The sequence below is a fragment of the Nocardia sp. GP40 genome, from assembly GCF_050434125.1.
Classification (GTDB): Bacteria; Actinomycetota; Actinomycetes; order Mycobacteriales; family Mycobacteriaceae; genus Nocardia; species Nocardia albiluteola.
This window is the reverse complement of the sequence record NZ_JBNPVW010000006.1, coordinates 221,209-243,837: the sequence shown is the minus strand read 5'-3', so window position 1 is coordinate 243,837 and position 22,629 is coordinate 221,209. Positions and strand designations below refer to the sequence as shown.

Below are 22,629 nucleotides of genomic sequence, written 5' to 3'. Positions count from 1 at the left end.
ATTCGGGGGATGGTTACGCGACGGGCCGTGCTACAGGCCGGATTGATCCTGCCGTTCGCGGGGGCATGCGCGCCGGAGATTCTGCGCGGCAGTTCGGGAGCGCTGCGAATTGCGGTGTCCTGGAGCGGATCCGAACTGGAGGCCTTTCGCGCGGTACTGGACGGGGTGCGGTCCGGTCGCAGCGCGCCGCAGTTCACCGACCCGGTGGAGGTCGTGCCGCTGGGTGACGATATCGATACCGCGCTCACTGCGGGTCGCGATGCGCCGGACATCGTGATGCTGCCTGACGCCGGCCGGATCCAGGATCTCGCGGGCACGACGTTGCGCGCGATGCACGAATCGCTGTGGGCACCGGACGGTGTGCAGCGCTATCCGGATTCGTGGTGGAACGTGCTGTGGCATACCGATCACCGCGCCCGCCAGGCCAGCCTCTTCGGCCTGCCGTTCAAGTCCGCGAACATGTCCCTGGTCTGGTACGACCGCGAGGCGTTTCCCCCGGACGACCCGCCACGGGAGTGGTGCCTGGCGGACTGGTCGCGAAAGGTCGATGAATACGCCCGCGGCGACCGCCGCCTGTTCGCCCTCGGCGCCGCGGACGGCTGGGTGCTGGCGTATCACTTCTCGAACGTGCTGCGCGCGATAGCGCGCGAGGAGTACGAGAGTCTGGCGAAGTGGCCCGCGGGCTGGGATCGGCCGGAGGTGCGAACGACGCTGCATATGCTCGGCGCCATCTGGGGGCACGCACGGGCATTTCCGGGTGGGGTCGCCGATACGCTGCGACGGCAGTTTCCCGACGCCGTGCGAGATGTGTTCCTGTACGGCCGGGCCGCGATGGTGGTGGCACCGGATTATGCGGAACCCATTGTGCGAGACTGCCTTCGGCACACGGGCCGGGGCGAGTCCAGCGTCGGCGTAATGCCGTTTCCGGCCTTTCGGAGGGCCGAGTATGCCGTCGCCCCTCGCATCGGCGGCGGCGACGTCATGGTGGTGACCTCGGCGGCGTCCGAACGCGCCGACGACCTCGTGGCCGCATTGGCCGCCCCCTCGGCTCCGGAGCCGTGGGTCACCCGCTACGGCGGTTTCGTGCAGCCGCGGCTCGATGCACCCGAACCGGCGTCCTACTACGGGGTGTTCGAGCCGGTGCACGCACAGATGAACAGCTGGGACGTCTTCGACTTCGCGGATCTGGCGGGGCCGCGCGGGCGGCGGAACGGGTTGTGGCGCATTCTGACTCGATTTCTCACCGATGTCGGCGGCCACGGGTCCGCCGCCGTGGGTGCGGCCACCGAGCGCGCGATCGGCGATCTGGAGCAGATGTGGCTGTGACGGAACCTGCGACAGGCATCGATCGGATCGAGGCCAACGGTCTGCGCCTGGAGCTGGCGCCCCGCCGCATGTCCGGTGCGCTGGTGAGCGGATGGCAGCTGCGGGGGCTGGCGCCGCTGGTGCTGCAACTGCCGGCGCTGGCGCTCATGCTCCTGCTGGTGGCGCCCGCGCTGACGACGGTATGGCTCGCCGCGGGGCCGCGGCCGCTGGTCGTGGTGTGCTGTGCGGCCGTGGTCTGCGCCGCGTGGACGGTGCGCCGGTTGCACGAGAATCGTTGGCTGCCGCGCGCGTGGGACCTGGTGATGTGGTCGCTGTGGCTGGCCGGCGCGGTGGTCGCGGCGATCGTGGCGGCCGTGCAGCTGCGCTGGGGGCCGCTCGCGTGCTGGACGATCGCGGCCGGGGTCGGCGCGGCGCTGCTGTGGTTGTGGCTGCGGAAATCGGTGGGCCGGTTGCGAACCGTGCTGCTGCCGGCGGTGGTGGGCGTGACGGCGGTGGGGATCCTGTACGGCACCAGCGACGGGATCGAGTCGTACACGATCACCGTGGCCTGGGTGCTGCTCACGGTGCTGATGCTCGGATTGACGATCCTGATCGCGTGGACGCTGCGGCACACCTGGTGGCCGTGGTGGCCGCTGATCGTGCCGTTCGGCGTTTCGGCGTTCGTCGCGGGCCTGGCGGGGCGGCTGATCATCGAATGGTTCGCCGATGGCGTCACGAGCGTGCCGGGGCAGAAGCTCCTCTATGCGCTGATGCTGGGCGGAGCATTCACCTGGGTCTGGTTCGGCGCGCTGTTCGTGCTGGTGCGCGTGGCGATCGCGAGCATCGAGGCCGACCCGGTCCGCAGCAGCGATCTGGCCGCGCTCACCGGCTGGCGGCGCTGGTGGCGGCTACTCGCGCTGTTGAACCCCGTGCTTGTGATCGTCGGACTGGTGGTCACCGTCGCCGCGGCCCGGGTCTTCGACGTCATTCTCGTGGGAGTTCCCGGTCCGCTGCAGTACACATTGGACAGCGTGACCCTGCACTGGTGGTATCTCCCCGCGGCTTCCGGCGGCGACCGCGCTGCCGCCGCCGCATTTTCGCTGCCCCTGGCGGTGCTGGTCGGCCTGCTCGCCTGGCTGCTGCAAATGGGCATGCCGCGCCATCACACCCGCTGGCCCACCCCACCGCGAGCCGCGCTTCCGGTACATCTGCGAATGTCGGTCGACGCGATCCGATACCGCGGCCCGGCGTCCGGCCCCGCACGACGCGGTCTGCTGACTGCGGTCGCCATCGGCGGCGCCGCCGGGGCCCTGCGCATTCTTGCCGCCACCCTGACGACGATCGCGACGGTCGTTCGGCCGAGCGGCCATGCGTCCTGCGATCCTCGGCTTGCCGGTGCTGCACTGTCCAGCGCCGCGCACACCAACGCTGGGTCATATGTCGCTGAGGAGAGCGCCGCCAGGGAAGGCGGGCACAGCGACGTTCAGCTGAGTGTCAGGGTTGGGGGTGCCGTCGGTGAGAGCGGTACCGAAAGCAGCAGTGGGGAAGCGAGTGTCGCACGAATCGGCGGCGGTGTAGTCGGCATCGCCGGCGACGGCAGCGCTGCGGCCGACACCGGGACAGGCAACGCTGGGCATAGCGGTGTTTGGTCGCGTTCCGCTGGGGACCATAGTGCCGAGATGGGTGCGGGCGGCGAGGGCGGCATCGAGAGCGGCAGTGGGGAAGCGAGTGTCGCCCGAAAGGTCAGCGACGAGGCCGGTGTCGGGAGTTTCGGAGGAGGGGTGGATGTTTCGAGTGAGGGCGGTACCGAGGATGGCCGCGCGGCGTCGAATGTCACCGGGGACGGTAGTGGCGGATCGGATGGTGTGAGGTCCGAGGCAGGCATTGCCGCGTACGTGGGTGCGGCGGCGGGCCAGGAGAGGCGTGTCGTTGCGAATGGTGCTGTGGGCGAAGGTGATTGGGCCGTGCGGGTGGCGATCGCGCGAGAAGTCGGCAGGCGTGCGACACGATTGAGTCGGCGGGCGGATGGCATTGGGGCGCAGATCGATTCGCTGAGCGGGCGGATGCGGCGGCGAGTGCTTCCCGTGGGGTGGCAGGCGGGAGGTCTGTGCCTGCGGGTAGGGCTGGTGTCGTTGGTGCTGCTGTTGCCGCTGGCGGTGCTGGTCGTGAACAGCTGGCGCGGGCTCGACGGTCCCGCCCTGGTCGGGCCGGGATCGGTGTGGCGCGACGGCGAGCTGTGGCGCGCGCTGCGGAACACGGCGCTGGTGGCGGTGGTGGCGAGCGTGCTGACCGTGACGGCGGCGCTGCCGCCGGCGTACTACGCTGCCGCGCCGGAGCCGGCATCCGGGCGGGCGGCGTCGTCGGCGCGGGCGCGCTCGCGCGCGGTGATGGGATTGCTGGTGGTGCTCGCGGTGCTGCCCGCGCAGGTGTATCTGGGCCCGATCCGGTCGTACATCACCGATCACGGCCTGGCGGGTACCTCGATGCCGTTGATTCTGGTGCATGCGGCGATCGGGCTGCCGATAGCGATCCTGATTCTGCGCGGCGCGCTGCTCGCACCCGCGGACAGTCCCCTGGCCGAGACGCAGCGGGATCCCGCCAGCGTCGGGTATCGGGTGCGCGGCGTGGCCCGGACCGCCGGACCGGCCGTGGTCGCGGTGCTGGTGCTGCAGCTGGTGCAGGTGTGGAACGACTTCTTCATCGGGCTGCAGGTGCGTGGCGCCGACGCGAGCCCGTGGTCGCTGCTGTTGTGGAGCGAGGCGCGGCAGGTTCACGAGGGCGTGGCGCACCTGGCCGCCGCCGGGCTGCTGTCCTCGGTGCCGCCGGTCCTGCTTCTGCTGCTGACGTGGCGGCGGTTCCTGGTGCCCGGCCTGACCGGAGGCGTGCTGCGATGACCTCCGGCGAGCGCATCGACGGCGCCGAGCCGGGCGCCCCGGAATCCTCGGCCGAGTCCGTCGCGAAATCGTCGGTGTGGCAGGGACTTCTGCGGATCGCGTCGGTCTTTTCCACCTCGATGCTTTTGGAACTTATCAGCAAACTCCTGGAAAAGCAGGTGGGCGAGAGCCCGGCGCTGACTTCGGTCTCCTCCTGGCTGAGCCGCATCGCGGTGCTGCTGGTGCTGGCGGCGGCCGGATATGTGTTGGTGCGCCAGGCAATTCGCACCTGGGAGCACGTGTGGGCACAGCGAGAGCTGCGGCTGACCGCCGACCTGATCTCGCCGGGAGCGCCGGTGCGGTCGTGGCCGAGCGCCATTGGTGCGGAACCGGAACCTCCCGTGCGTCAGGTGAATCGGGATCCGCAGCTGCCCGCCGGCTGCGACGATCGCGTGCTGAAGGTGCTCAGCGCGCTGCCGTTCGACAGGTACGAGACGGCGGCCCTGTACGACCTGGTGTCCGCGGTGCTCACCGCCCGCCAGCGGCTCCCGAAGGACGCGCCCGCGGACCGGAACGGTTCCGCCGCCAGGGAAATCGAGGGGCTCATCGGGGCCGGGATCCTGGCCCGCGACACTCGCGATCGGCTCCGGGTGGTGTGCGTGCTGCCCGCCGACATGGTCGACGGAATCGCGGACGGCCCCGAGTGGGGGGCCGCGCTCCAGACGCTGGTGGGTCATCACGCCGATCGTGCGACCCGATGGGCCGCGGCGCTGGACACCGGCCGGCTCGGCGCCGGCGCACGGCGCTGGTTCGAGCAGGAGGACGCGCATCTCATCGCGCTCATCCGGGACTGCCGCGAGATCGGCCGGAGCAGGCTTTCGGCGGCGGTGCCGGAACTGATCCGGCTGGCCGACGCGCTCGATCGCTGGTACGCCCGCAATGGCTGGAGTGCCGCGAAAGACGGTCTGGCACTGAGTATCGCCGAGATCACCACGCCGGCCGATGAGCCGGTGGAGCACGAATTGGCGCGGGTGCGCCTCGGTGCGCGGGACGTCGAATCGGCGGTGTCGTGGCTGCATCGCTACAAGTCCTCCCTGGTCGCCCGGCGTGACCAGGGCGAGGCGATGCAGCGGTTGCGGGAGGACTGGACCGACGAGGCCACGAGGGTCCGCGCGCTCGAGGGGGCCGCCGCGCTGCTCGAGCGCGCGTGGGGGCGGGTTCCGGCCCGGGATGTCGCGGGGGCGGTCTGCATCCTGGTCGACTTGGCGATCGTGCGCCTGCACCTCGGGAGCCTGGATGCCGCGCGCAACTGCCTGGGGGTCGCGCAGTCCCTGGCCGCGGACGACCGTGATCCCGCGGGGCTGGCCCACGTCTACGAGACGATGGGAGTGCTGCGGTGGCAGCGCGGGGAGGCACGTCGCGCCCTGCACGACTGGCAGCGGGCACTGACCCGCTACCGGGACCTGGATCATGCCCTGGGGATCGCACGCTGCCTGCAGCATCTCGGATCGGCGATGGCCCTGGTGCCCGAGTACGGCGGTCTGCTGCTGAACGGGTCGCCGGGCCGCGGCGAGGTGCTGCGGCAGGCCGGTGGGTGGCTCGCGCACGCCGGGGAGGTGCGCCCGCGGGGCGAGTACGGTGTCCCGGATGCGCCACTGACCGTTGCGGCCCAGGTCAGGGTGCGGGACCGGTTGCTGTCGGAGCCGGGCCTGTTCGATCCGGGGCTGGGCTCGCCGGGCCCGCTGCTGCTCACGGACGTGGACCGCTGGCCGCTGCCCGCGCCCGAGGACGCTCCGGCGCCCGCAGACCGGTGAACCGGGCCCCGCTCTCTCAGCGGTCCGGATCACAATTTCGGTGTGATCCCGAACACATAACGGAACTATAACTACAGGAATGTAGTCCGTCATTTTCGGCAGGTCGTGCGCGGGAACCCGCAAGATCGTCCGACGATTAATATAAATAACTGCTGTTATCTGTACGTGATCTGCGGCGAATTCTCCGTTACCGTCGGTGGCGGCCCGGAACACGGGCTGGAACTCGTATCGTCGAACGCCGGAAACCTGTCCCGTGATACGAGCTTCGAACCCGACATTTTCTGGGGACAGGGCTCGGTGGCGCGATATTGCCGGGTGGTTGGGCGCAGGCAGGGAAAACCATATGTCTCGCAACCGCAAGATCAGCACGCTCGGACTCACTGCCGTCGCCGGCGCCCTCATCGCCGTTCCGTTCGGCCTGACCGCGACCGCGTCCGCGTCCGGTGGCCACAACTGGGATGCCGTCGCGCAGTGTGAGGCCAGCGGTAACTGGGGTGCCAACACCGGTAACGGCTTCTACGGTGGCCTGCAGTTCACCCAGAGCACCTGGAACGCCTACGGTGGCAGCGGCAACCCCGCGAGCGCCAGCCGGGCCGAGCAGATCCGCGTCGCGGAGAACGTGCTCGCAGGCCAGGGCCCCGGCGCGTGGCCCGTCTGCGGCCGCAACCTGTAAGGCGCCGCTCTCAGGGGCAACAACAAGCATCAGCACGGCCCCGCCGTCCGGTTCGTCCGGGTGGCGGGGCCGTGTTCTGTTTCGGCGCGTCAGCCCGTCGGCGCCACCACCGTCGCACTCGCCGTCCGTGCGGCAGGTTGTCGCTAGAAGGTTCTGTACTCGAACTATATCGTCAAGACTTCGCTGTCGCCTCCTGGGGATGGCTGGCCGATCAGCCTCGGTAAGCGTGGGATGACCGGCGATATACGTCCGGTTCAGCGTCCGTTTCGCGATCCTATGCCAGCGGTTACGGGCACATCAATGTTCTGTTCTAGAATGAAAATGTTGCATGTGCGTGCGGGAGGTCTGTGATGTTGTTCGTCGAGTCGGCTCGTCCTGCGTTCGTGCGAGACCATCCGCGGGCGGGGTGGCTCGCGGTGGGGGCGGTGTGCCTGGGCGCGTTCATGGGCCAGCTCGACGCGAGCATCGTCACGCTCACGTTCCCGGCGGTGCAGCGCGAATTCCGGGCGCCCCTGGCTGGAGTGGAGTGGGTGTCGCTGGCCTACCTGCTGACGGTCGTCGGTCTGGTGGTGGCGGCCGGGCGGATCGCCGATTCGATCGGCCGCAAGGTCGTCTATCTGCAGGGACTCGTGGTCTTCACGGCCGCCTCGGCCGCCTGTGCGCTCGCGCCGGGGCTGGGCTGGCTGATCGGATTCCGGGTGTTGCAGGCCATCGGTGCGGCGATGCTGCAGGCCAACAGCGTCGCGCTGGTGGTCACCAGCGTGCCCGCGCGCCGCATGCGTTCGGCGCTCGGCGTGCAGGCCGGGGCACAGGCGCTGGGGCTCGCGCTGGGGCCGGCGATCGGCGGGCTCATGGTCGATTCCATCGGCTGGCGCTGGGTGTACGGGGTGAACGTCCCGGTCGGCATCATCGCGCTGATCGCGGGCCGCTACCTGCTGCCGCGCACCCGGCATCGCGCCGCTCTGACCGAATTAGATTGGCGCGGACTGCTTTTGCTGATCACCTGCACCAGTTCGGCGCTGCTGGCGGTGTCCTCGATCTCGGGCCTTCCGGTCCCCGGCTGGGCGCCCGTCGCGCTGGCGGCGCTGGCGCTGGTCAGCGGGGCGGGGCTGTGGTGGTGGTCGCGCCGGGCGACCGATCCGCTCATCGATCTGGCGATGCTGCGCCCACGTGCGGTCGGCGCCGGGCTGGTCGGGGCGTTCGCGGCATATCTGGTGCTGTTCGGCCCGCTCGCGTTGTTCCCGCAGCTGCACGGCGCGACCGCGGGCAGATCCGGGCTGATCCTGACCGCCCTGCCCGCCGGATTCGCCCTGGCCGCCGTCGGCGGCGGCAAGGTGCTGCCGCCGGACTGGGACGGCCGGCTGCGCGAGCGCCTGGGCGCGGCCGCGGCGATGATCGCGCTGGCCGCGCTGGTGGCGGACACCGCGGCGTGGTGGTCGTTCGCCTGGCTGGGCGTGCTCGGGCTCGGCCTGGGCGTCTTCATCCCGAGCAACAACACCGGCATCATGGGCGCGGTCCCGGCGGGACGCTCGGCCACGAGCGGGGCACTGGTCAATATGGGCCGCGGACTGGGCACCGCGGGCGGCGTCGCCGTGGTTACCCTGGCGCTGCACATGGAGCGCCAGTCCAGCGCACCGTCCGCGGCGCCGCGGCTGGCGCTGATCGGACTGCTGTTCTTCGCGATCCTGGCCGCCGCGTCGACGCTGACCGGGCGCCGGGCACAATCACAGGCATCCGTGCACCGTGAGGAGGCGCCCATGAGTGAACCGCCGGCCCAGCCCGTGGCGGTCCGGCCCGCCGAGGGCGCCGTCGCCGAGGTGATCGCATCCCTGCGCCGGGCGATGCGCCGCGCCGCCCGCGCCGCCGATCCGGGCAATACGCTGTCGGTCGCGCAGCTCGAACTGCTGTCCTGCGTGGCCGAGCATCCCGGGATCCGGCCCGGGCAGGTGGCCCGGCTGTTGCGCCTGGCGCCGAATTCGGTCACCACGCTGGTGAACGGATTGCAGACCCAGCGCATGATCACCCGGGCCCCGGGCGAGGACCGCCGTGCGGTGACCCTCACCCTCACCGAGGACGGTGTCGCGGCCGTGCGCGGCTGGCAGGCGACCAACACGGACATCCTGCGCACCGCCCTGGACGACCTGCACCCGGGCTGGCAGCACCTGCTCGCGGCTGCCATGCCGGCCCTCGCCGAACTCACCCGGGCCATCGATACCCTGGCGGATCCCACACCGGCGCAACGTGACCAGGAGCGCGAGCAACGTGATCCCGAACCCGTGCCGGGCACCGGGAAGGCGGGCTGAGTCCGAATCGAATCCAGGCGGCGACCGCAGATGGAATTTGTTGCTGTGCAGCATGATTCGAGCCGCAGGGTGTTGTCGACCAACGTCGGTGGACCGCCGCACCGACGCCGCGGCGACCGGAATACAGCTCAGTAGTCCGCCGGATCGATGTCACGCAGGGCGCGGGCGATCATCTTGATCGGCTCGGCGCAGGTCGAATACCGCTGATGCGGATCCTTTGCCAGGCATTTGCGCAGAATCGAGCCGACCGCGCAGGGAATCCAGGAGCGGCGGCGCGAGATATCGGGCGGCGGCTCGTGCAATTGCGCGTCGGCGAGCTTGTACCGATTCACCAGCGGGAACGGCGGCTGTCCGGTGAGCAGTTCCGCCGCGGAACAGGCGAGCGCATACTGGTCGGTCGCCGGGCGAACTGGCTCGCCGCGCAACAATTCCGGGGCAGCATATGGCAGCGAGCCGACGATGAAACCCTCCGGGGTGAGTTTGGGCCCGGCGCCGCCCAACCGGCGGGCGGTGCCGAAATCGGAGAGCTTGACCCTTGCCACGAGATCCGGATCGGGATCGTGCGAACCGGCCCGCGATATCGGATCGGCATCCGGCGGCGGCGCCGGAATGTCGCGGCTCACCAGCATATTGGCCGGTTTGACGTCCAGATGCAGCACCCGCATCGTGTGCGAATAGTCCAGGGCGCGGGCGATTCCGGTGAGTACGGCGACGACCATCGCCGGATCCGGATCGGCACGCGGCTGCGGCCCGCGCGCGGCGGCGCCATCGATATATTCGTGCGACGACCACAGCCGCCCGTCGAATTCCCCGTGCGCGAACATCTGCACGATATTCGGGTGGTGCAGTTTGACCGCGACCTCGAATTCGTGGATGAACCGCGCCCGCGCCGAATCCGACTGCCCGGCGGCGGTATTCATGATCTTCAGCGCGACCGGACCCTGCCCGTCGTCGGCCAGATAGACCTCACTGCTCCCGCCTACTCCGAGCTGCGCCGCGATGACGAACCCCGCGAAGCGGTCTCCTGACCTGAATGACACGCCGCACAGCTTAAAGCGGATCGGCCGCGATTTCCGGGGTATCGGTGGCTCGAGGTTTGCGCCACATTCCGGCCCACGCCCAGGCGGGACCGGAATGAGGCTCGACATCGAACAGCGGGACCTCGGCAAGTTCCAGGTGCCAGGCCTCCAGCGTGGATATCCCGGGCGCCACGAGATTGGTTCCGGTGAAAAGCCTTTCGGTCTCGGCCCGATCACGGGTGATCAGGGTGATACCGGACCGCTCGGCGGCACGCGCGGCCGGCTCCGCACCCCGGGGATCGAAATCGGCGGTGAAGTGGCTGATGGCCAGGGAGCTGCCGGGCGCGACCGCGTCCAGCACTCGCGCGATGATGTCGTGGATGCCGTCCGAGTCGCGGAAATACATCAGAACCGAGATCAGCATGATTCCCACCGGCCGGTCGGGATCGATGGTTTCGGTGTATCGCGAATCACGCAGGATCGTCTCCGGATCGCGCAGGTCGGCGTGGATGAAGGTGGTGCGCCCCTCGGGCGTGCTCTTCATCAGGGCCCGGGCGTGCGCGAGCACCAGCGGGTCCTTGTCCACGTAGACGATGCGTGCGGCCGGATCGACCTCCTGGGCCATCTCGTGGGTGTTGCGTGGGACTTGTCACGTCGCGTCTCAGGTATCCCACAGGCTTCGGTCAGCGCTCTCTTAAAGCTCGCCGGAAGGGTATGTGCGTCAGCCGGCGCAGAGCGTCATCCCGCAAGCAGCCCGAAGGAGACGGTGTGCATCTGTCGAAGAAGAGAGCGACCGCGGCGGTCGTCGCCGCGGCGGCCGTGGCCCTGACCCCCGTGGCGGCGGCGGTGCCCGCGGCCGCGGACACGGCCCAGGCCGCGGGCAGCTCCGCCGACGGATCGCACATCGCGTCGGTGCAGGCGCGCGGCCGCAACCTGGTGCTGCAGGTGTACTCCGCGGCGATGCACAAGAACATCGAGGTCGATGTGCAGCGCCCCGCGGACACCTCGGCGCCGGCGCCGACCCTGTACCTGCTCAATGGCGCCGGGGGCGGCCAGGATTCGGCGACCTGGTCGCGCGAGACCGATGTGAGTGGATTCCTCGCGGACAAACACCTCAACGTAGTGACGCCGATCGGCGGCGCCTGGAGCTACTACACCGATTGGCGCGCAACCGATCCCACCCTCGGGCTGAACATGTGGAAGACGTTCCTGACCACGGAGCTGCCCCCGCTGATCGATCGGGCGCTGAACACCAACGGAGTCAATGCGATCGCCGGCCTGTCCATGTCGGGAACCTCGGTCCTGCAGCTGCCGATCGCCGCGCCCGGACTGTACAAATCGGTTGCGGCGCTGAGCGGTTGCGCGCAGATCAGCGACCCGATCGGCTACGACTTCGTCAAGACGGTGGTGTCCGCGGGCGGCGGTGACACGGCGAACATGTACGGCCCCAAGGGCGATCCGATGTGGGCCGCCAACGATCCCTACGTACACGCCGACCAGTTGCGCGGGCTCAACCTGTTCCTGTCCAGCGGCTCCGGCCTGCCCGGCCGCTACGACACCCTCAGCTCACCCTTCCTGCAGGCTCCGGGCCCCGGCGGGCTGGCCAACGAGGTCGCGGTCGGCGGTGCGCTCGAGGCCGCGGTCAACTACTGCTCGCACAACATGCAGACCAAGCTGAACCAGCTGGGCATCCCCGCCACCTACGACTTCGAGTCCACCGGCACCCACTCCTGGGGTTACTGGCAGGACGAGCTCGAGAAGTCCTGGCCGGTGCTCGCGCGCGGCCTGGGCCTGCCGGCGAACTGACCGGCCGCTACGACGTCCCCTGCCTGCCCACGGCGTCGGGAACAACCACGTCGGGCCACACAGAAGCGGCGCTGCGCCGGCGGAACGCCCCCGGCGGAGCGCTGCTCGCACGGAGAACATGCAGCGCAGCGCGCGACGCGGCCGCCAATGGCTCCTGCTTGCGGCATTCGGCGCCGAGGCGCTGCGGGTTCCGGGAGCGCTACGCGTCGGCCGGTTCGGTTACCTGTTCGGTCGCTGCCTCGACCTCGGCAAATTCGCCCGCACCCCAGCGCGCGTCGACGATCAACCCGATCACACCGATGGTGATACAGATCCCGGAGAGCACCAGCAGCGCCGGATGCGTCTTCCCGGTGAGCGCATCGCCCAGGACGACGACGCCGATGGTGCCGGGCAGGATACCGACGACGGTGGCCAGCACATAGGGCAGCATTCGCACCGAGGACAGACCCGCGCAGTAGTTGATCACCGAGAACGGCACGGGCGCGATCAGCCGCAGCGATCCGACCGCGAGCCACCCGCGCTTGGCCAGGCGCCGGTCGACCGCGCGCACCGCGGGGTGGGTCAGCCGCGCGGCGACCTGTTCCCGGTCCAGCGCGCGCACGATCAGCAGCGTGAGGACGGCGCTGACCGTGGTCGCGCCCGCCGCGAGCCCGATGCCGAGCACGGGCCCGAACAGCAGCCCGGCACTCAGGGTGAATACGGTGCGCGGGAACGGAGCGATGGTGACGATCGCGTGCACGAGGAAGAAGACGACCGGGAATAGCGGCCCGACCGAGTGCGCCCAGTCGCGGATCTGCTGCGGGGACGGGTGCGGCGCCAGCAGGGCGAGCACCGCCACGACACCGCACAACACCAGCAGCGCGAGGAATCGCGGATTGCGGAATCTCCTGAGCACCGAGTCAGGCTACCCGCCGGGACCGGTCGCGGGTCGCCCGGATGAACGCGGGGCGGACGTTTGCGAGGCCTGAGCCGCCGGATGGACAACGCATTGCCGAGGGCGGAGGCGCCGGCCTTCGGCGCGCCCGCATGCTCGGGATCTTCCGCGCCGCGGCGGTGCAACAGGTTGAGCGGGACCGAAATCCCAGCAGAATGGGTCTGCGAACGAGGCACACAGCGGTGTGCGAAGGTGATGCGAAGAGTTGGTGACCCATCCCGGCGTCCGGTACAGGTAGAGGTATCGGACTCGAGTGGAAGAGGTACAGCAGCGATGCCGATAGGTTCCGATCCCGGCCCGGAAGTCGTCCCGGGCTATGCCGCATGGCGTAAGGGTGTGGCCGGGGTGCTGGCCAAGCCACGGAGGGTCGAGCCCGCTGAGCTGGGCGAGGAGCCCGAACGCCTGCTGGACACCTCGACCTATGACGGCGTGACCATCGCGCCGCTGTACACCCGCCGCGACGAACTCCCCGAGCAGCCGCTGCCGGGCGAATTCCCCTTCGTGCGCGGCGCCGACGCGACCCGCGACGTGCATCGCGGCTGGCACGTGGCCGCGCGATTCGAGGGCGCGGATGCCGCCGCGGTCAACGAGGAGATTCTGGCCGGGCTGGACAACGGCGTGAGCGCGCTCTGGCTGGGCGCGGGCGAGCGCGGCGTGCCCGTCGAACAGCTGCCGAGGGCGCTGAACGGGCTGCTGTTCGAGCTGGCTCCGCTGGCCCTGGACGCGGGCGCGGACGGGAACGCCGCCGCGTCGCAGCTGTTCTCGATCCTCGACGGTTACCAGGCTCCGCGCCGCGAGGACATCCGCATCTCGCTGGGCCTCACCCCGCTCACCAGCCGTTTCAACGGCACCTCCCACACCGATCTGGACACCGCCGTCGCACTCGCCCAGCAGGCGATCGCGCGCCCGGAATCGGTTCGCGCGCTGACCGTCTGCGGTGTGGCGGTGCACAACGCGGGCGCCTCGGACGCACAGGAGCTCGGCGCGGCCGTGGCGGCGGGCCTGGAGTACCTGCGCGCGCTGACCGGCGCCGGCGTGGACATCGCCGATGCGCTGGGGCAGTTGATGTTCCGCTTCGCCGCCACCGACGACCAGTTCGCCACCATCGCGAAATTCCGTGCCGCGCGGCGGCTCTGGGCGCGGGTGGCGCATCAGCTCGGCGCGCCGGCGTTCGGCAACGCACCGCAGTGGGCGGTCACCTCGGCGGCAATGATGACCCAGCGCGATCCGTGGGTGAACATGCTGCGCACCACCCTGGCCGCCTTCGGCGCGGGCGTCGGCGGCGCCGACTACGTGACCGTGCTGCCCTTCGACGTCGCCCTGCCGCCCGGCGAACTCGATGTGTCGCAGCCGTTCTCGCAGCGGATCGCCCGCAACACCCAGCTGCTGCTGCTGGAGGAATCGCATCTGGGTCACGTGCAGGATCCGGGCGCGGGCTCCTGGTACGTGGAGAGTCTCACCGACGCGCTGGCGGCCAAGGCGTGGGAGTTCATGCAGGAGCTCGAGGCCGCGGGCGGATTCGGTGCCGCGCTCGATTCGGGCCTGCTGGCCGAGCGAGTAGCGGCGACCCGTGCGCAGCGCGATCGCGATGTGGCGCACCGCAAGACGTCGGTGACCGGCGTCAGCGAATTCCCCAATCTTGCCGAAAGGCCGCTGTCCGAGGCCGCGCGCGTGCCGTCGCCGATCGCCCGCTACGGCGCCGCGTTCGAGCAGCTGCGCAACCGATCCGACAGCTATCTGGCCGCCCACGGTGAGCGACCCAAGGCCCTGCTGGTGCCTCTCGGCCCCGTCGCCGAGCACAACGTCCGCGTGACCTTCACCGCGAACGTCCTGGCCTCCGGCGGCATCGAGACGATCAACCCGGGCGCCCTGGAGTTCGCCGGGATCGGTTCCGCGGCATCGGAATCCGGCGCGTTGGTTGCGGTGCTGTGCGGTACCGACGCACGTTACGGCACGGAGGCCGCCGCCGCGGTGGAGCAGCTGCGGGGCGCCGGGGTGACCACGGTGCTGCTGGCCGGGCCGGAGAAGGCGGTCGCCGAACTGACCGGCGCGCACCGGCCGGACGGATTCCTCACCGCACGGATGGACGCGGTCGCCGCGCTGTCCGGCCTGCTGGAAAAGCTGGGAGCGTAGACGATGACCATCAACCATGTGATCGGCAGCTTCGCGGATGTACCGCTGAGCGACGGCCCGGACACCCCCGCGCCGGTCGATGCCGCGCAGGTGGGGGAGTACGTGCGCGCCGCGGCCGAGGCGAACAACTACACGCCCGAGCAGCTGGTGTGGTCGACGCCCGAGGGCATCGACGTGCCACCGGTTTTCACTAGGGCAGACCGCGATGCCATTGTCGCGCAGGGCTATCCGCTCGACAGCGTGCCGGGCATCGCGCCGTTCGTGCGCGGGCCGTACCCGACCATGTACGTGAATCAGCCGTGGACGATCCGTCAGTACGCTGGCTTCTCCACCGCGGCGGACTCGAACGCCTTCTACCGCCGCAATCTGCAGTCGGGCCAGAAGGGCCTGTCGGTCGCGTTCGACCTGGCCACGCACCGCGGTTACGACTCGGACCACCCGCGCGTCACCGGTGACGTCGGCATGGCGGGCGTGGCCATCGACTCCATCCTGGACATGCGCGAGCTGTTCGATTCCATTCCGCTGGACCAGGTCTCGGTGTCGATGACCATGAACGGTGCCGTGCTGCCGATCCTGGCGCTGTACGTGGTCGCCGCGGAGGAGCAGGGCGTCAAGCCCGAACAGCTGGCCGGAACGATTCAGAACGACATTCTGAAGGAGTTCATGGTCCGCAACACCTACATCTATCCGCCCGAGCCCTCGATGCGGATCATCTCCGACATCTTCGCCTACACCTCGGCGCGGATGCCGAAGTTCAACTCGATCTCCATCTCGGGCTATCACATTCAGGAGGCGGGCGCGACCGCCGACCTGGAGCTGGCGTACACCCTGGCCGACGGCGTGGAGTACATCAAGGCGGGTCTGGCCGCGGGCATGGAGGTCGACAAGTTCGCCCCGCGGCTGTCGTTCTTCTGGGCCATCGGGATGAACTTCTTCATGGAGGTGGCCAAGATGCGCGCCGGACGGCTGCTCTGGAGCGAGCTGGTCGCCGAGTTCGAACCCAAGAACGCGAAATCTCTTGCGCTGCGCACACATTCGCAGACCTCGGGCTGGTCGCTGACCGCGCAGGACGTCTTCAACAACGTCGCCCGCACCTGCGTGGAGGCCATGGCCGCCACCCAGGGTCACACTCAGTCGCTGCACACCAACGCCCTGGACGAGGCGCTGGCGCTGCCCACGGACTTCTCCGCGCGCATCGCCCGCAACACCCAGCTGCTGATCCAGCAGGAGTCCAACACGACTCGGCCCGCCGACCCGTGGGGCGGCTCCTACTACGTCGAGTGGCTGACCCATCAGCTCGCGGAGCGGGCCCGCGCCCACATCGCCGAGGTGCAGGCGCACGGCGGTATGGCACAGGCGATTTCGGAGGGCATCCCGAAGCTGCGCATCGAGGAGGCCGCCGCCCGCACCCAGGCCCGCATCGACACCGGGCAGCAGCCGGTGATCGGGGTCAACAAGTATCAGGTCACCGAGGACACCCCGATCGAGGTGCTCAAGGTCGACAACACCCGGGTGCGCGCCGAGCAGAACGAGAAGCTGCGCCGCCTGCGCGCCGAACGGGACGCGGGCGAGGTCGAGCGGGCGCTGGCCGAATTGACCAGGGCCGCCGCGTCTTCCGATGGCGGCATGGACAACAACCTGCTGGCGCTGGCCATCGACGCCGCGCGCGCCAAGGCCACCGTTGGGGAGATCTCCGACGCGCTGGAGAAGGTGTACGGGCGCCATCAGGCCGAGATCCGCACTCTTTCGGGGGTTTACCGCGAGGAGGCCGGAAAGGTGACCAATATCAGTCGCGCGATGGCGCTGGTCGAGGAGTTCGCCGCCGCCGAGGGCCGACGTCCCCGCATCCTGGTCTGCAAGATGGGCCAGGACGGGCACGATCGCGGTCAGAAGGTGATCGCGACGGCGTTCGCCGATCTGGGCATGGACGTCGACGTGGGCCCGCTGTTCCAGACCCCGGAGGAGGTGGCGCAGCAGGCGGCCGACAACGACGTGCACGTGGTCGGGGTGTCGTCGCTGGCCGCGGGCCACCTCACGCTGGTGCCCGCCCTGCGGCAGGCGCTGGCCGATGTCGGGCGTCCCGACATCATGGTCGTCGTCGGCGGGGTCATCCCGCCGGGTGACTTCGACGAACTGTACGCAGCGGGCGCGGCCGCGATCTTCGCGCCCGGCACGGTCATCGCCGACGCCGCGGTGGACCTGCTGCAGAAACTGGCGGCCGAACTCGGACACGAGATCGGCTCCGGCGCGGGCGAATGAATTCACCCGGCGGGAATGACGGTGGTCCGGGGTCCGTCGCATCGACTGCGGGCCACCGTCGTTCCGAACATGCTGACGAGCGGGAACAGGCCGCCCGGGCGTTGTCGCCCGGCGCCGCCCGCGGTGGGGACGAGGGTTCCGGGGAAAGTCGCGTGGCTGAATCCGTTGCGGGGCAGGCGGATCCCGGTGGGCAGGAGTGGGTTCAGGCGGGACATCCGAGGCTGACCTCGACCGCAGGGGTGGGGGCCGCGACGGGGCCGACGGCCGCGGGACCGGCCGGGGCGAAACGGCGCACGATCGACGTCGACCAACTGGCCGACGATGTGCGCCACGGCAAGCGCCCGGGTTTGGCGCGGGCGATCACGCTGGTCGAATCGACCCGCGCCGATCATCGCGACCTGGCGCAGCAGCTGCTGCTGAAGGTCGGCTCGGAGGGGGCCGCGAAGTCCAATCGTGTCGGCATTACCGGTGTTCCAGGCGTGGGCAAGTCGACGTTCATCGACGGCCTGGGCATGTATTTGCTCGGCCGGGGGCACCGGGTCGCGGTGCTGGCGGTGGATCCGTCCTCCACGCGCACCGGAGGGTCGATCCTGGGCGACAAGACCCGGATGGCACGGCTGTCGGTGGAGCGCGACGCGTTCATCCGGCCCTCGCCGACCGCCGGCACCCTGGGCGGTGTCGCCAAGGCCACCCGCGAGACGATCGTGCTGCTCGAGGCGGCCGGGTACGACGTGGTGCTCGTCGAGACGGTCGGGGTCGGCCAGTCCGAGGTGACGGTCGCCAACATGGTCGACGTGTTCTGCTTCCTCACCCTGGCCCGCACCGGAGATCAGTTGCAGGGCATCAAGAAGGGCGTGCTCGAGCTGGCCGACCTGGTCGCGGTCAACAAGGCCGACGGCCGCCACGAACTCGAGGCCAAGGCCGCCGCCCGCGAGCTGCAGGGCGCCATGCGCCTGATTCATCCCCGCGACTCCCTGTGGCGCCCACCGGTTCTGACCATGAGCGGGCTGAACGGTACCGGTCTGGACACGTTCTGGGATACCGTGCTCAAACATCGAGGGGTGCTCACCGAGGCGGGGGAGTTCGCCGAGAAGCGCCGACGTCAGCAGGTCGACTGGACCTGGACCATGGTTCACGACCAGTTGCTGCGCCGTCTGGCGGAGAGCCCCGGCGTGAAATCCCTTCGCGCCGAGGTGGAATCGCAGGTCCGCGACGGTTCGCTGACCCCGGCGCTGGCCGCCGAGCAGATCCTGCGCGCCTTCGACGCCTGAGACCCCCGCGAGCGAGGCTCGTTCAGAGTTCGAACAGCCGCGCGGCGTTGTCGTGGCAGACCTTGCGCAGCCAGTCGTCGCCCAGATCGAGGCGGTCCAGGGCGTACAGGGCGTGGCCGTAGGAATAGGGGATATTGGGGAAGTCGCTGCCGAACAGGATTTGGTCGCCGAGCTCGCTCAGGCGGGCGCGTTCGGCGGTGGGGAAGGGGTCCTCGGATTCGAAGAAATCGGTGAAGTTCATGGTGGTGTCGAGATGGACCTGCGGATATTGCGCGGCGATATCGAGGAATTCGGAGTACTCGGGGGCGCCCATGTGGGCGACGATCAGCCCTAGGCGCGGAAACTGCCGCAGTAGTTCGGCGATCGGCCCGGGACCGGTGAATCTGCCTGCGGTGGGGCCGGATCCGCAGTGAACGAGGACCGGAACTCCGGCCTCGGACAGCATGCCCCACACGGGTCGCAGCAGCGGGTCGGCGGGATGGAAGTCGCCGACCTGGATGTGTACCTTGAAGATCCGCGCACCGGCCTCGATCGCCGATTCCACATAGCCGGCCGCCTCCGGTTCGGGAAAGAATGTCGCGGTGTGCAGGCAGTCCGGTGTCCGGGCGGCGAAGTCGGCCGACCAATCGTTGAGCCAGGCCGCCATCTCCGGCTTGTGCGGATAGACCAGCGAGGTGAAGGCGCGAACGCCGAATCCGCGCAGCGTCTTCAACCGCACCTGTTCCGCGTCGCGGTAGGCGATCGGCCACGGCCGCGCGATGAGCGGTCCGGCCGCGTCGAAGTACGCCCAGACCTTGCGCAGCACCCGGTCGGGCATGAAATGCGTATGGACATCGATGAACCCGGCCAGGCCGAGTCGTTCCCGCAATTCCGTGATGTAGGTGTCGTCGTCGACGCCCATCGAATCTCCTTACTGCCCCGCCGGATAGACCTCGCGGGCGAAATCACCGACCCGGGCGATCAGCCGGTCGAAGAACTCCGCCGGATCGGTGCCGATGACGATGTCCGCGTTGGGTTCCCGGTGCCACATCCGCGCCCAGTCCGCGACCGTGGTGCCGCGGGTGATGGTCCCGCCCAGTTCGACGTCGATCGTCGCGGGCCGGGTCGTCGCGAGGCCGGGATCGAGGGCTACCGCGGCCGCGAACGGATCGTGCATGTGGGCCAGATAGCCCTGATCGTACTGGCGGTGGAATTCGAAGTAGAACCGCACCGCATCGGTCAGATAGCGGACAATCGGATTACTCGCCTTCGAGCGCGTGCCCGGGGTGTCGGATTCGGAAACCTCCTGGCGCGGAACGCTGTCGGCGCGCTCGGCGAGGCGGATCAGATGATGGGGATGCATCTCGATGGTCTCGGTGATGTCCAGCGCGCAGACCAGGGGCCGGCGGTCGGCCGGCGCGGCGGAGAAGGCGTCGAAGACCTCCTTCCACGCCTCCGGATCCACGTGCACGTTCCATTCGTTGGTGGGCGTGGTGTTCCCCGGATGGTTGAACGCTCCGCCCATCACCACCAGACGCCGAAGCAGCTGCGGCAGTTGCGGTTCCAGTCGTAGTGCGAGCGCGAGATTGGTCAGCGGGCCGGTGCACAGCCCGACGATATCGCCCGGATGCTCACGCACCAGATCGACCCACATGTGGGCGGCCGAGCGCGCGGAGAGCGTGCGGCGCGACGGCGGGAACTCGGCGTAGCCGACACCTTGCGGGCCGTGCGTGTCCTCCGTGGTGCGCAGGGGGATCGCCAGCGGTTGCTCCGCCCCGAGGGTGACCTCGATGTCGGGCGCCCGGCACAGGTCCAGCAGGGCCAGGTTATTGGCCGCCACCTGCGGTGCGGGCACGTTACCCGCGGTGGAGGCGATGCCGAGGATCTCGGCCTGCGGGCTCGCGAGGAGATAGAGCAGACCGAGCGAATCGTCGATGCCGGTATCGACATCCATGATGATCTTCTGCGGCACGGGGAAATCCTAATCCGTGGCGTCACCGACATGACACGTGGTGGACGCGCACCGGTCCAGCGGGACCGGTGCGCGGGGGTATCAGTACTCCGGGAGCACGTAGTCCTCGCCCTTGCTGAAGAACATCTTCATCGCCAGCGGCCGCATCGCCCGAGAAAACATGACGCGGTTCGCGGTACGCATCATGGCCTGACCGAATCGGGTATTCGGGGCCATCATCTTGATGCCGCCGCCGGGCAACTGCTTGGCCTCGTCCAGGAACGGGGTCACCCGCTCCTCGTAGCGCCGCAGCGCGTCCGCGAGATCGTTCGGGGTGGAGGCGATCTCACCGGCGAGCACATACGCGCCGACGATGGCCATCGCGGTGCCCATGCCGGTCATCGGCGAGCCGCAGTAGCCCGCGTCGCCCAGCAACGTCACGCGTCCGGCGTTGAGTGAGGGCATATCGATCCGGACGAGCTCGTCGAAGTAGAAGTCCTCGGTGGTGGCCATGGCATCGAGAATTGCCGGGGCGTGCCAGCCGTCGCCGGCGCCGGTCAGGTGCTCGGCGAAGAACCGGTGCTGGGCCTCGACATCGCCGCGCAGGCCCGGAACCGGCTTGTCGGCCCGCACGGTGAGGATGGCCTTGGACGTCGCAGGGTCGTGGTCGGGCCGCAGGCCCACGGTGGCACCGGGCACGAACTGCATCGCGAACCAGCCGGGCCGCACGTTGGGCGGGGTCGGCACGGTGAAGAAGGACATGCAGCCGCCGAGGTAGGTGGCGAAGGTGTCCTCGGGACCGAACGCCAGGCGGCGGGTGGCCGAATGCACGCCGTCCGCGCCGACGACGAGATCGAAGCGTTCGGTGCGGCCGGAGGCGAAATCCACCTCGACGCCCGCGTCGTCCTGGCGCAGCGCGGAGATCCATTCGCCGTAGCGGTAGTCGAGGTCGCCGCCCGCCCCGGCGACCTCGTCCAGTAGCACCTGGTTCAGATCACCGCGGGTGATCTCGATGTCGGCCACCGGTCCCTTGCCGTCGAAGTGCTCCATCGAGAGGTTGGAGAAGGTACGGCCCTTGGCATCGATGTAGCTCATGCCGAGCTCGTTGAGCTGGTACTTGCGGATGCCCGGCATGAGCCCCATCCGCTCGGCGACCTCACGGCTCGGGCCGCGCAGATCCACGGCCTGCCCGCCGGGCCGGGGAGCGGCCGCGCGCTCGACGATGGTGACCCGGATTCCGGCCCGGAGCAATTGCAGGGCAACGGCGTTCCCGGCGATGCCGCCGCCGGAGACGAGGACGTGGGGGGTGTTGGCGGTGCTGCTCATGATGACGGTTCCTTGTCGGTTGGCTCAAACGTCTTAGACAAATGTGCCATATGACTTGCACGTCTGTCTAGTACAAATGTCTGAGACGTTGTAACCTGGGGATATGGGTAATCGGGAAGATCTGCTGGCGGGGGCGCGGAAGGTGATCCTCGAGCGCGGTCTGGCCAAGGTCACCGCGCGCGACATCGCGGGAGCGGCCGGGGTGAGCCTGGCGGCCATCGGCTATCACTTCGGGTCCAAGGACCGCCTCATCGCCGAGGCGGTCACCGAGGGGGTGGGCGCCGAGATCGGCGACGGGATGGACGAGGCGATTCGGGACGCGGGCGAGGGGCGCACGCTGTTCGAATCGATCGAACCGACCTGGGATGCGATGCTGAATGTCGCGTTCGAGTGCCGAGACCAGCTGATGCTCAGCCTCGAGAACGCCGTGAACGTCTCCCGCACCCCCGAATCCCAGGCCTACCTGGCCTCGGCCGCGGACAGCGTCTATCCGGAACTGGCCACGCTGCTGCGCGAGGTGCATCCCGGCCTCACCGCCGCGGAGGCCCGCGCGGTCGGGAAGGTGTATTTCGCGCTGTTCCAGGGCGTCGCACTGCTGTCGCTGGTGGCGCCCAGTGGTGAGATGCTGCGCGGCGAGGATGTTGAACTTGCCGTAAAGGCATTGCACGGCAAGTGAATTCACGAGTCTGTCGACTACGCCGAGAACAGGGCCGCGCCAACGACTGCTGGTCCGGCGTGGCGGATGTGGTCGCGGCAGTTGTTGGGTCGCCAACAGTCCGCGGCGACCGGAGGCTCGATCTCTGCGCCCGGGAAGGGTGCGCGCTCAGCTGACCCTCCCGCGCCTGCCGGACGCTGGATGATCAACCCAACCCCGATGCGGCCGACGCCGCGGTGGGTATTCGCGTCGAGGGTGCCTGTGCGGCGGGTAGTCTCGCGATCGGAGCGACCGTGGACGCGGGGCCCGCGAGAGTATGTCGATCGGC

Annotated in this window: 15 protein-coding genes and 1 pseudogene; 10 read left to right on the top strand and 6 right to left on the bottom strand. The window is 69.4% G+C overall.

The window, feature by feature from the left end; genetic code table 11:
• Positions 1–9: 9 nt before the first annotated feature.
• From ABH933_RS20050 to ABH933_RS20030, 5 genes are all read left to right on the top strand, one after another.
• The gene (locus ABH933_RS20050) at positions 10–1,326 is read left to right on the top strand and encodes an ABC transporter substrate-binding protein (RefSeq protein ID WP_429423714.1); all 1,317 of its coding nucleotides are present in this window, start codon (positions 10–12) and stop codon (positions 1,324–1,326) included.
• The gene (locus ABH933_RS20045; RefSeq protein ID WP_429455059.1) at positions 1,323–4,199 is read left to right on the top strand and encodes a hypothetical protein; all 2,877 of its coding nucleotides are present in this window, start codon (positions 1,323–1,325) and stop codon (positions 4,197–4,199) included. The genes ABH933_RS20050 and ABH933_RS20045 overlap by 4 nt, the downstream gene beginning before the upstream one ends.
• On the top strand, positions 4,196–5,992 hold the full coding sequence (locus ABH933_RS20040) for a hypothetical protein (RefSeq protein ID WP_429423712.1): 1,797 nt from the start codon (positions 4,196–4,198) through the stop codon (positions 5,990–5,992). Before ABH933_RS20045 ends, ABH933_RS20040 begins: the two co-directional genes overlap by 4 nt.
• Before the next feature lie 343 nt (positions 5,993–6,335).
• A complete protein-coding gene (locus tag ABH933_RS20035; protein ID WP_429423711.1) occupies positions 6,336–6,665 on the top strand; it encodes a transglycosylase family protein in 330 nt (109 codons plus the stop codon).
• Positions 6,666–7,015: 350 nt separating this feature from the next.
• On the top strand, positions 7,016–8,968 hold the full coding sequence (locus ABH933_RS20030) for an MFS transporter (protein ID WP_429423709.1): 1,953 nt from the start codon (positions 7,016–7,018) through the stop codon (positions 8,966–8,968).
• A gap of 128 nt (positions 8,969–9,096) precedes the next feature.
• Here the strand turns inward: ABH933_RS20030 and ABH933_RS20025 are convergent, their stop codons facing one another.
• Together ABH933_RS20025 and ABH933_RS20020 are read right to left on the bottom strand one after the other, a co-directional pair.
• Positions 9,097–10,008: a serine/threonine-protein kinase gene (locus ABH933_RS20025; RefSeq protein ID WP_429423707.1), complete on the bottom strand. Its 912-nt coding sequence runs from the start codon at positions 10,006–10,008 to the stop codon at positions 9,097–9,099.
• Positions 10,009–10,018: 10 nt separating this feature from the next.
• A pseudogene (locus ABH933_RS20020) lies at positions 10,019–10,615 on the bottom strand (SAM-dependent methyltransferase); the annotation flags it as partial.
• Positions 10,616–10,755: 140 nt separating this feature from the next.
• Between ABH933_RS20020 and ABH933_RS20015 the strand changes: the two are divergent.
• A complete protein-coding gene (locus ABH933_RS20015) occupies positions 10,756–11,793 on the top strand; it encodes an alpha/beta hydrolase (RefSeq protein WP_429423706.1) in 1,038 nt (345 codons plus the stop codon).
• 199 nt (positions 11,794–11,992) lie between these two features.
• On the opposite strand, the gene ABH933_RS20010 is transcribed toward ABH933_RS20015, so the two are convergent.
• Positions 11,993–12,688, bottom strand: coding sequence for a TVP38/TMEM64 family protein (locus ABH933_RS20010; RefSeq protein ID WP_429423705.1), 696 nt, complete (start codon positions 12,686–12,688; stop codon positions 11,993–11,995).
• Between the two features lie 312 nt (positions 12,689–13,000).
• Between ABH933_RS20010 and mutA the strand changes: the two genes are divergently transcribed.
• The 3 genes from mutA (at position 13,001) to meaB (ending at position 18,390) form a co-directional block, all read left to right on the top strand.
• Positions 13,001–14,860 (top strand): methylmalonyl-CoA mutase small subunit, encoded by a 1,860-nt coding sequence (gene mutA, locus ABH933_RS20005; protein WP_429423704.1) that lies wholly within the window; start codon positions 13,001–13,003, stop codon positions 14,858–14,860.
• Positions 14,861–14,863: 3 nt separating this feature from the next.
• Positions 14,864–17,119 carry a methylmalonyl-CoA mutase gene (scpA, locus tag ABH933_RS20000; RefSeq protein ID WP_429423703.1) on the top strand — a complete coding sequence of 752 codons (2,256 nt, stop codon included), beginning with the start codon at positions 14,864–14,866 and terminating at the stop codon, positions 17,117–17,119.
• 239 nt (positions 17,120–17,358) lie between these two features.
• Positions 17,359–18,390, top strand: coding sequence for a methylmalonyl Co-A mutase-associated GTPase MeaB (gene meaB, locus ABH933_RS19995; RefSeq protein ID WP_429423785.1), 1,032 nt, complete (start codon positions 17,359–17,361; stop codon positions 18,388–18,390).
• 22 nt (positions 18,391–18,412) lie between these two features.
• Here meaB and ABH933_RS19990 read toward each other — a convergent pair whose 3' ends face one another.
• The 3 genes from ABH933_RS19990 to ABH933_RS19980 form a co-directional block, all read right to left on the bottom strand.
• On the bottom strand, positions 18,413–19,291 hold the full coding sequence (locus ABH933_RS19990) for an amidohydrolase family protein (protein WP_429423702.1): 879 nt from the start codon (positions 19,289–19,291) through the stop codon (positions 18,413–18,415).
• A gap of 9 nt (positions 19,292–19,300) precedes the next feature.
• Positions 19,301–20,323, bottom strand: a complete 1,023-nt coding sequence (locus ABH933_RS19985) for a nucleoside hydrolase (RefSeq protein ID WP_429423784.1) — start codon at positions 20,321–20,323, stop codon at positions 19,301–19,303.
• A 99-nt stretch (positions 20,324–20,422) separates the two neighbouring features.
• Positions 20,423–21,646, bottom strand: a complete 1,224-nt coding sequence (locus ABH933_RS19980; protein WP_429423701.1) for an FAD-dependent monooxygenase — start codon at positions 21,644–21,646, stop codon at positions 20,423–20,425.
• Positions 21,647–21,749: 103 nt separating this feature from the next.
• Here ABH933_RS19980 and ABH933_RS19975 point away from each other — a divergent pair, with 103 nt between their 5' ends.
• Positions 21,750–22,322 carry a TetR/AcrR family transcriptional regulator gene (locus tag ABH933_RS19975; protein ID WP_429423699.1) on the top strand — a complete coding sequence of 191 codons (573 nt, stop codon included), beginning with the start codon at positions 21,750–21,752 and terminating at the stop codon, positions 22,320–22,322.
• The last annotated feature ends 307 nt before the right edge of the window (positions 22,323–22,629 follow it).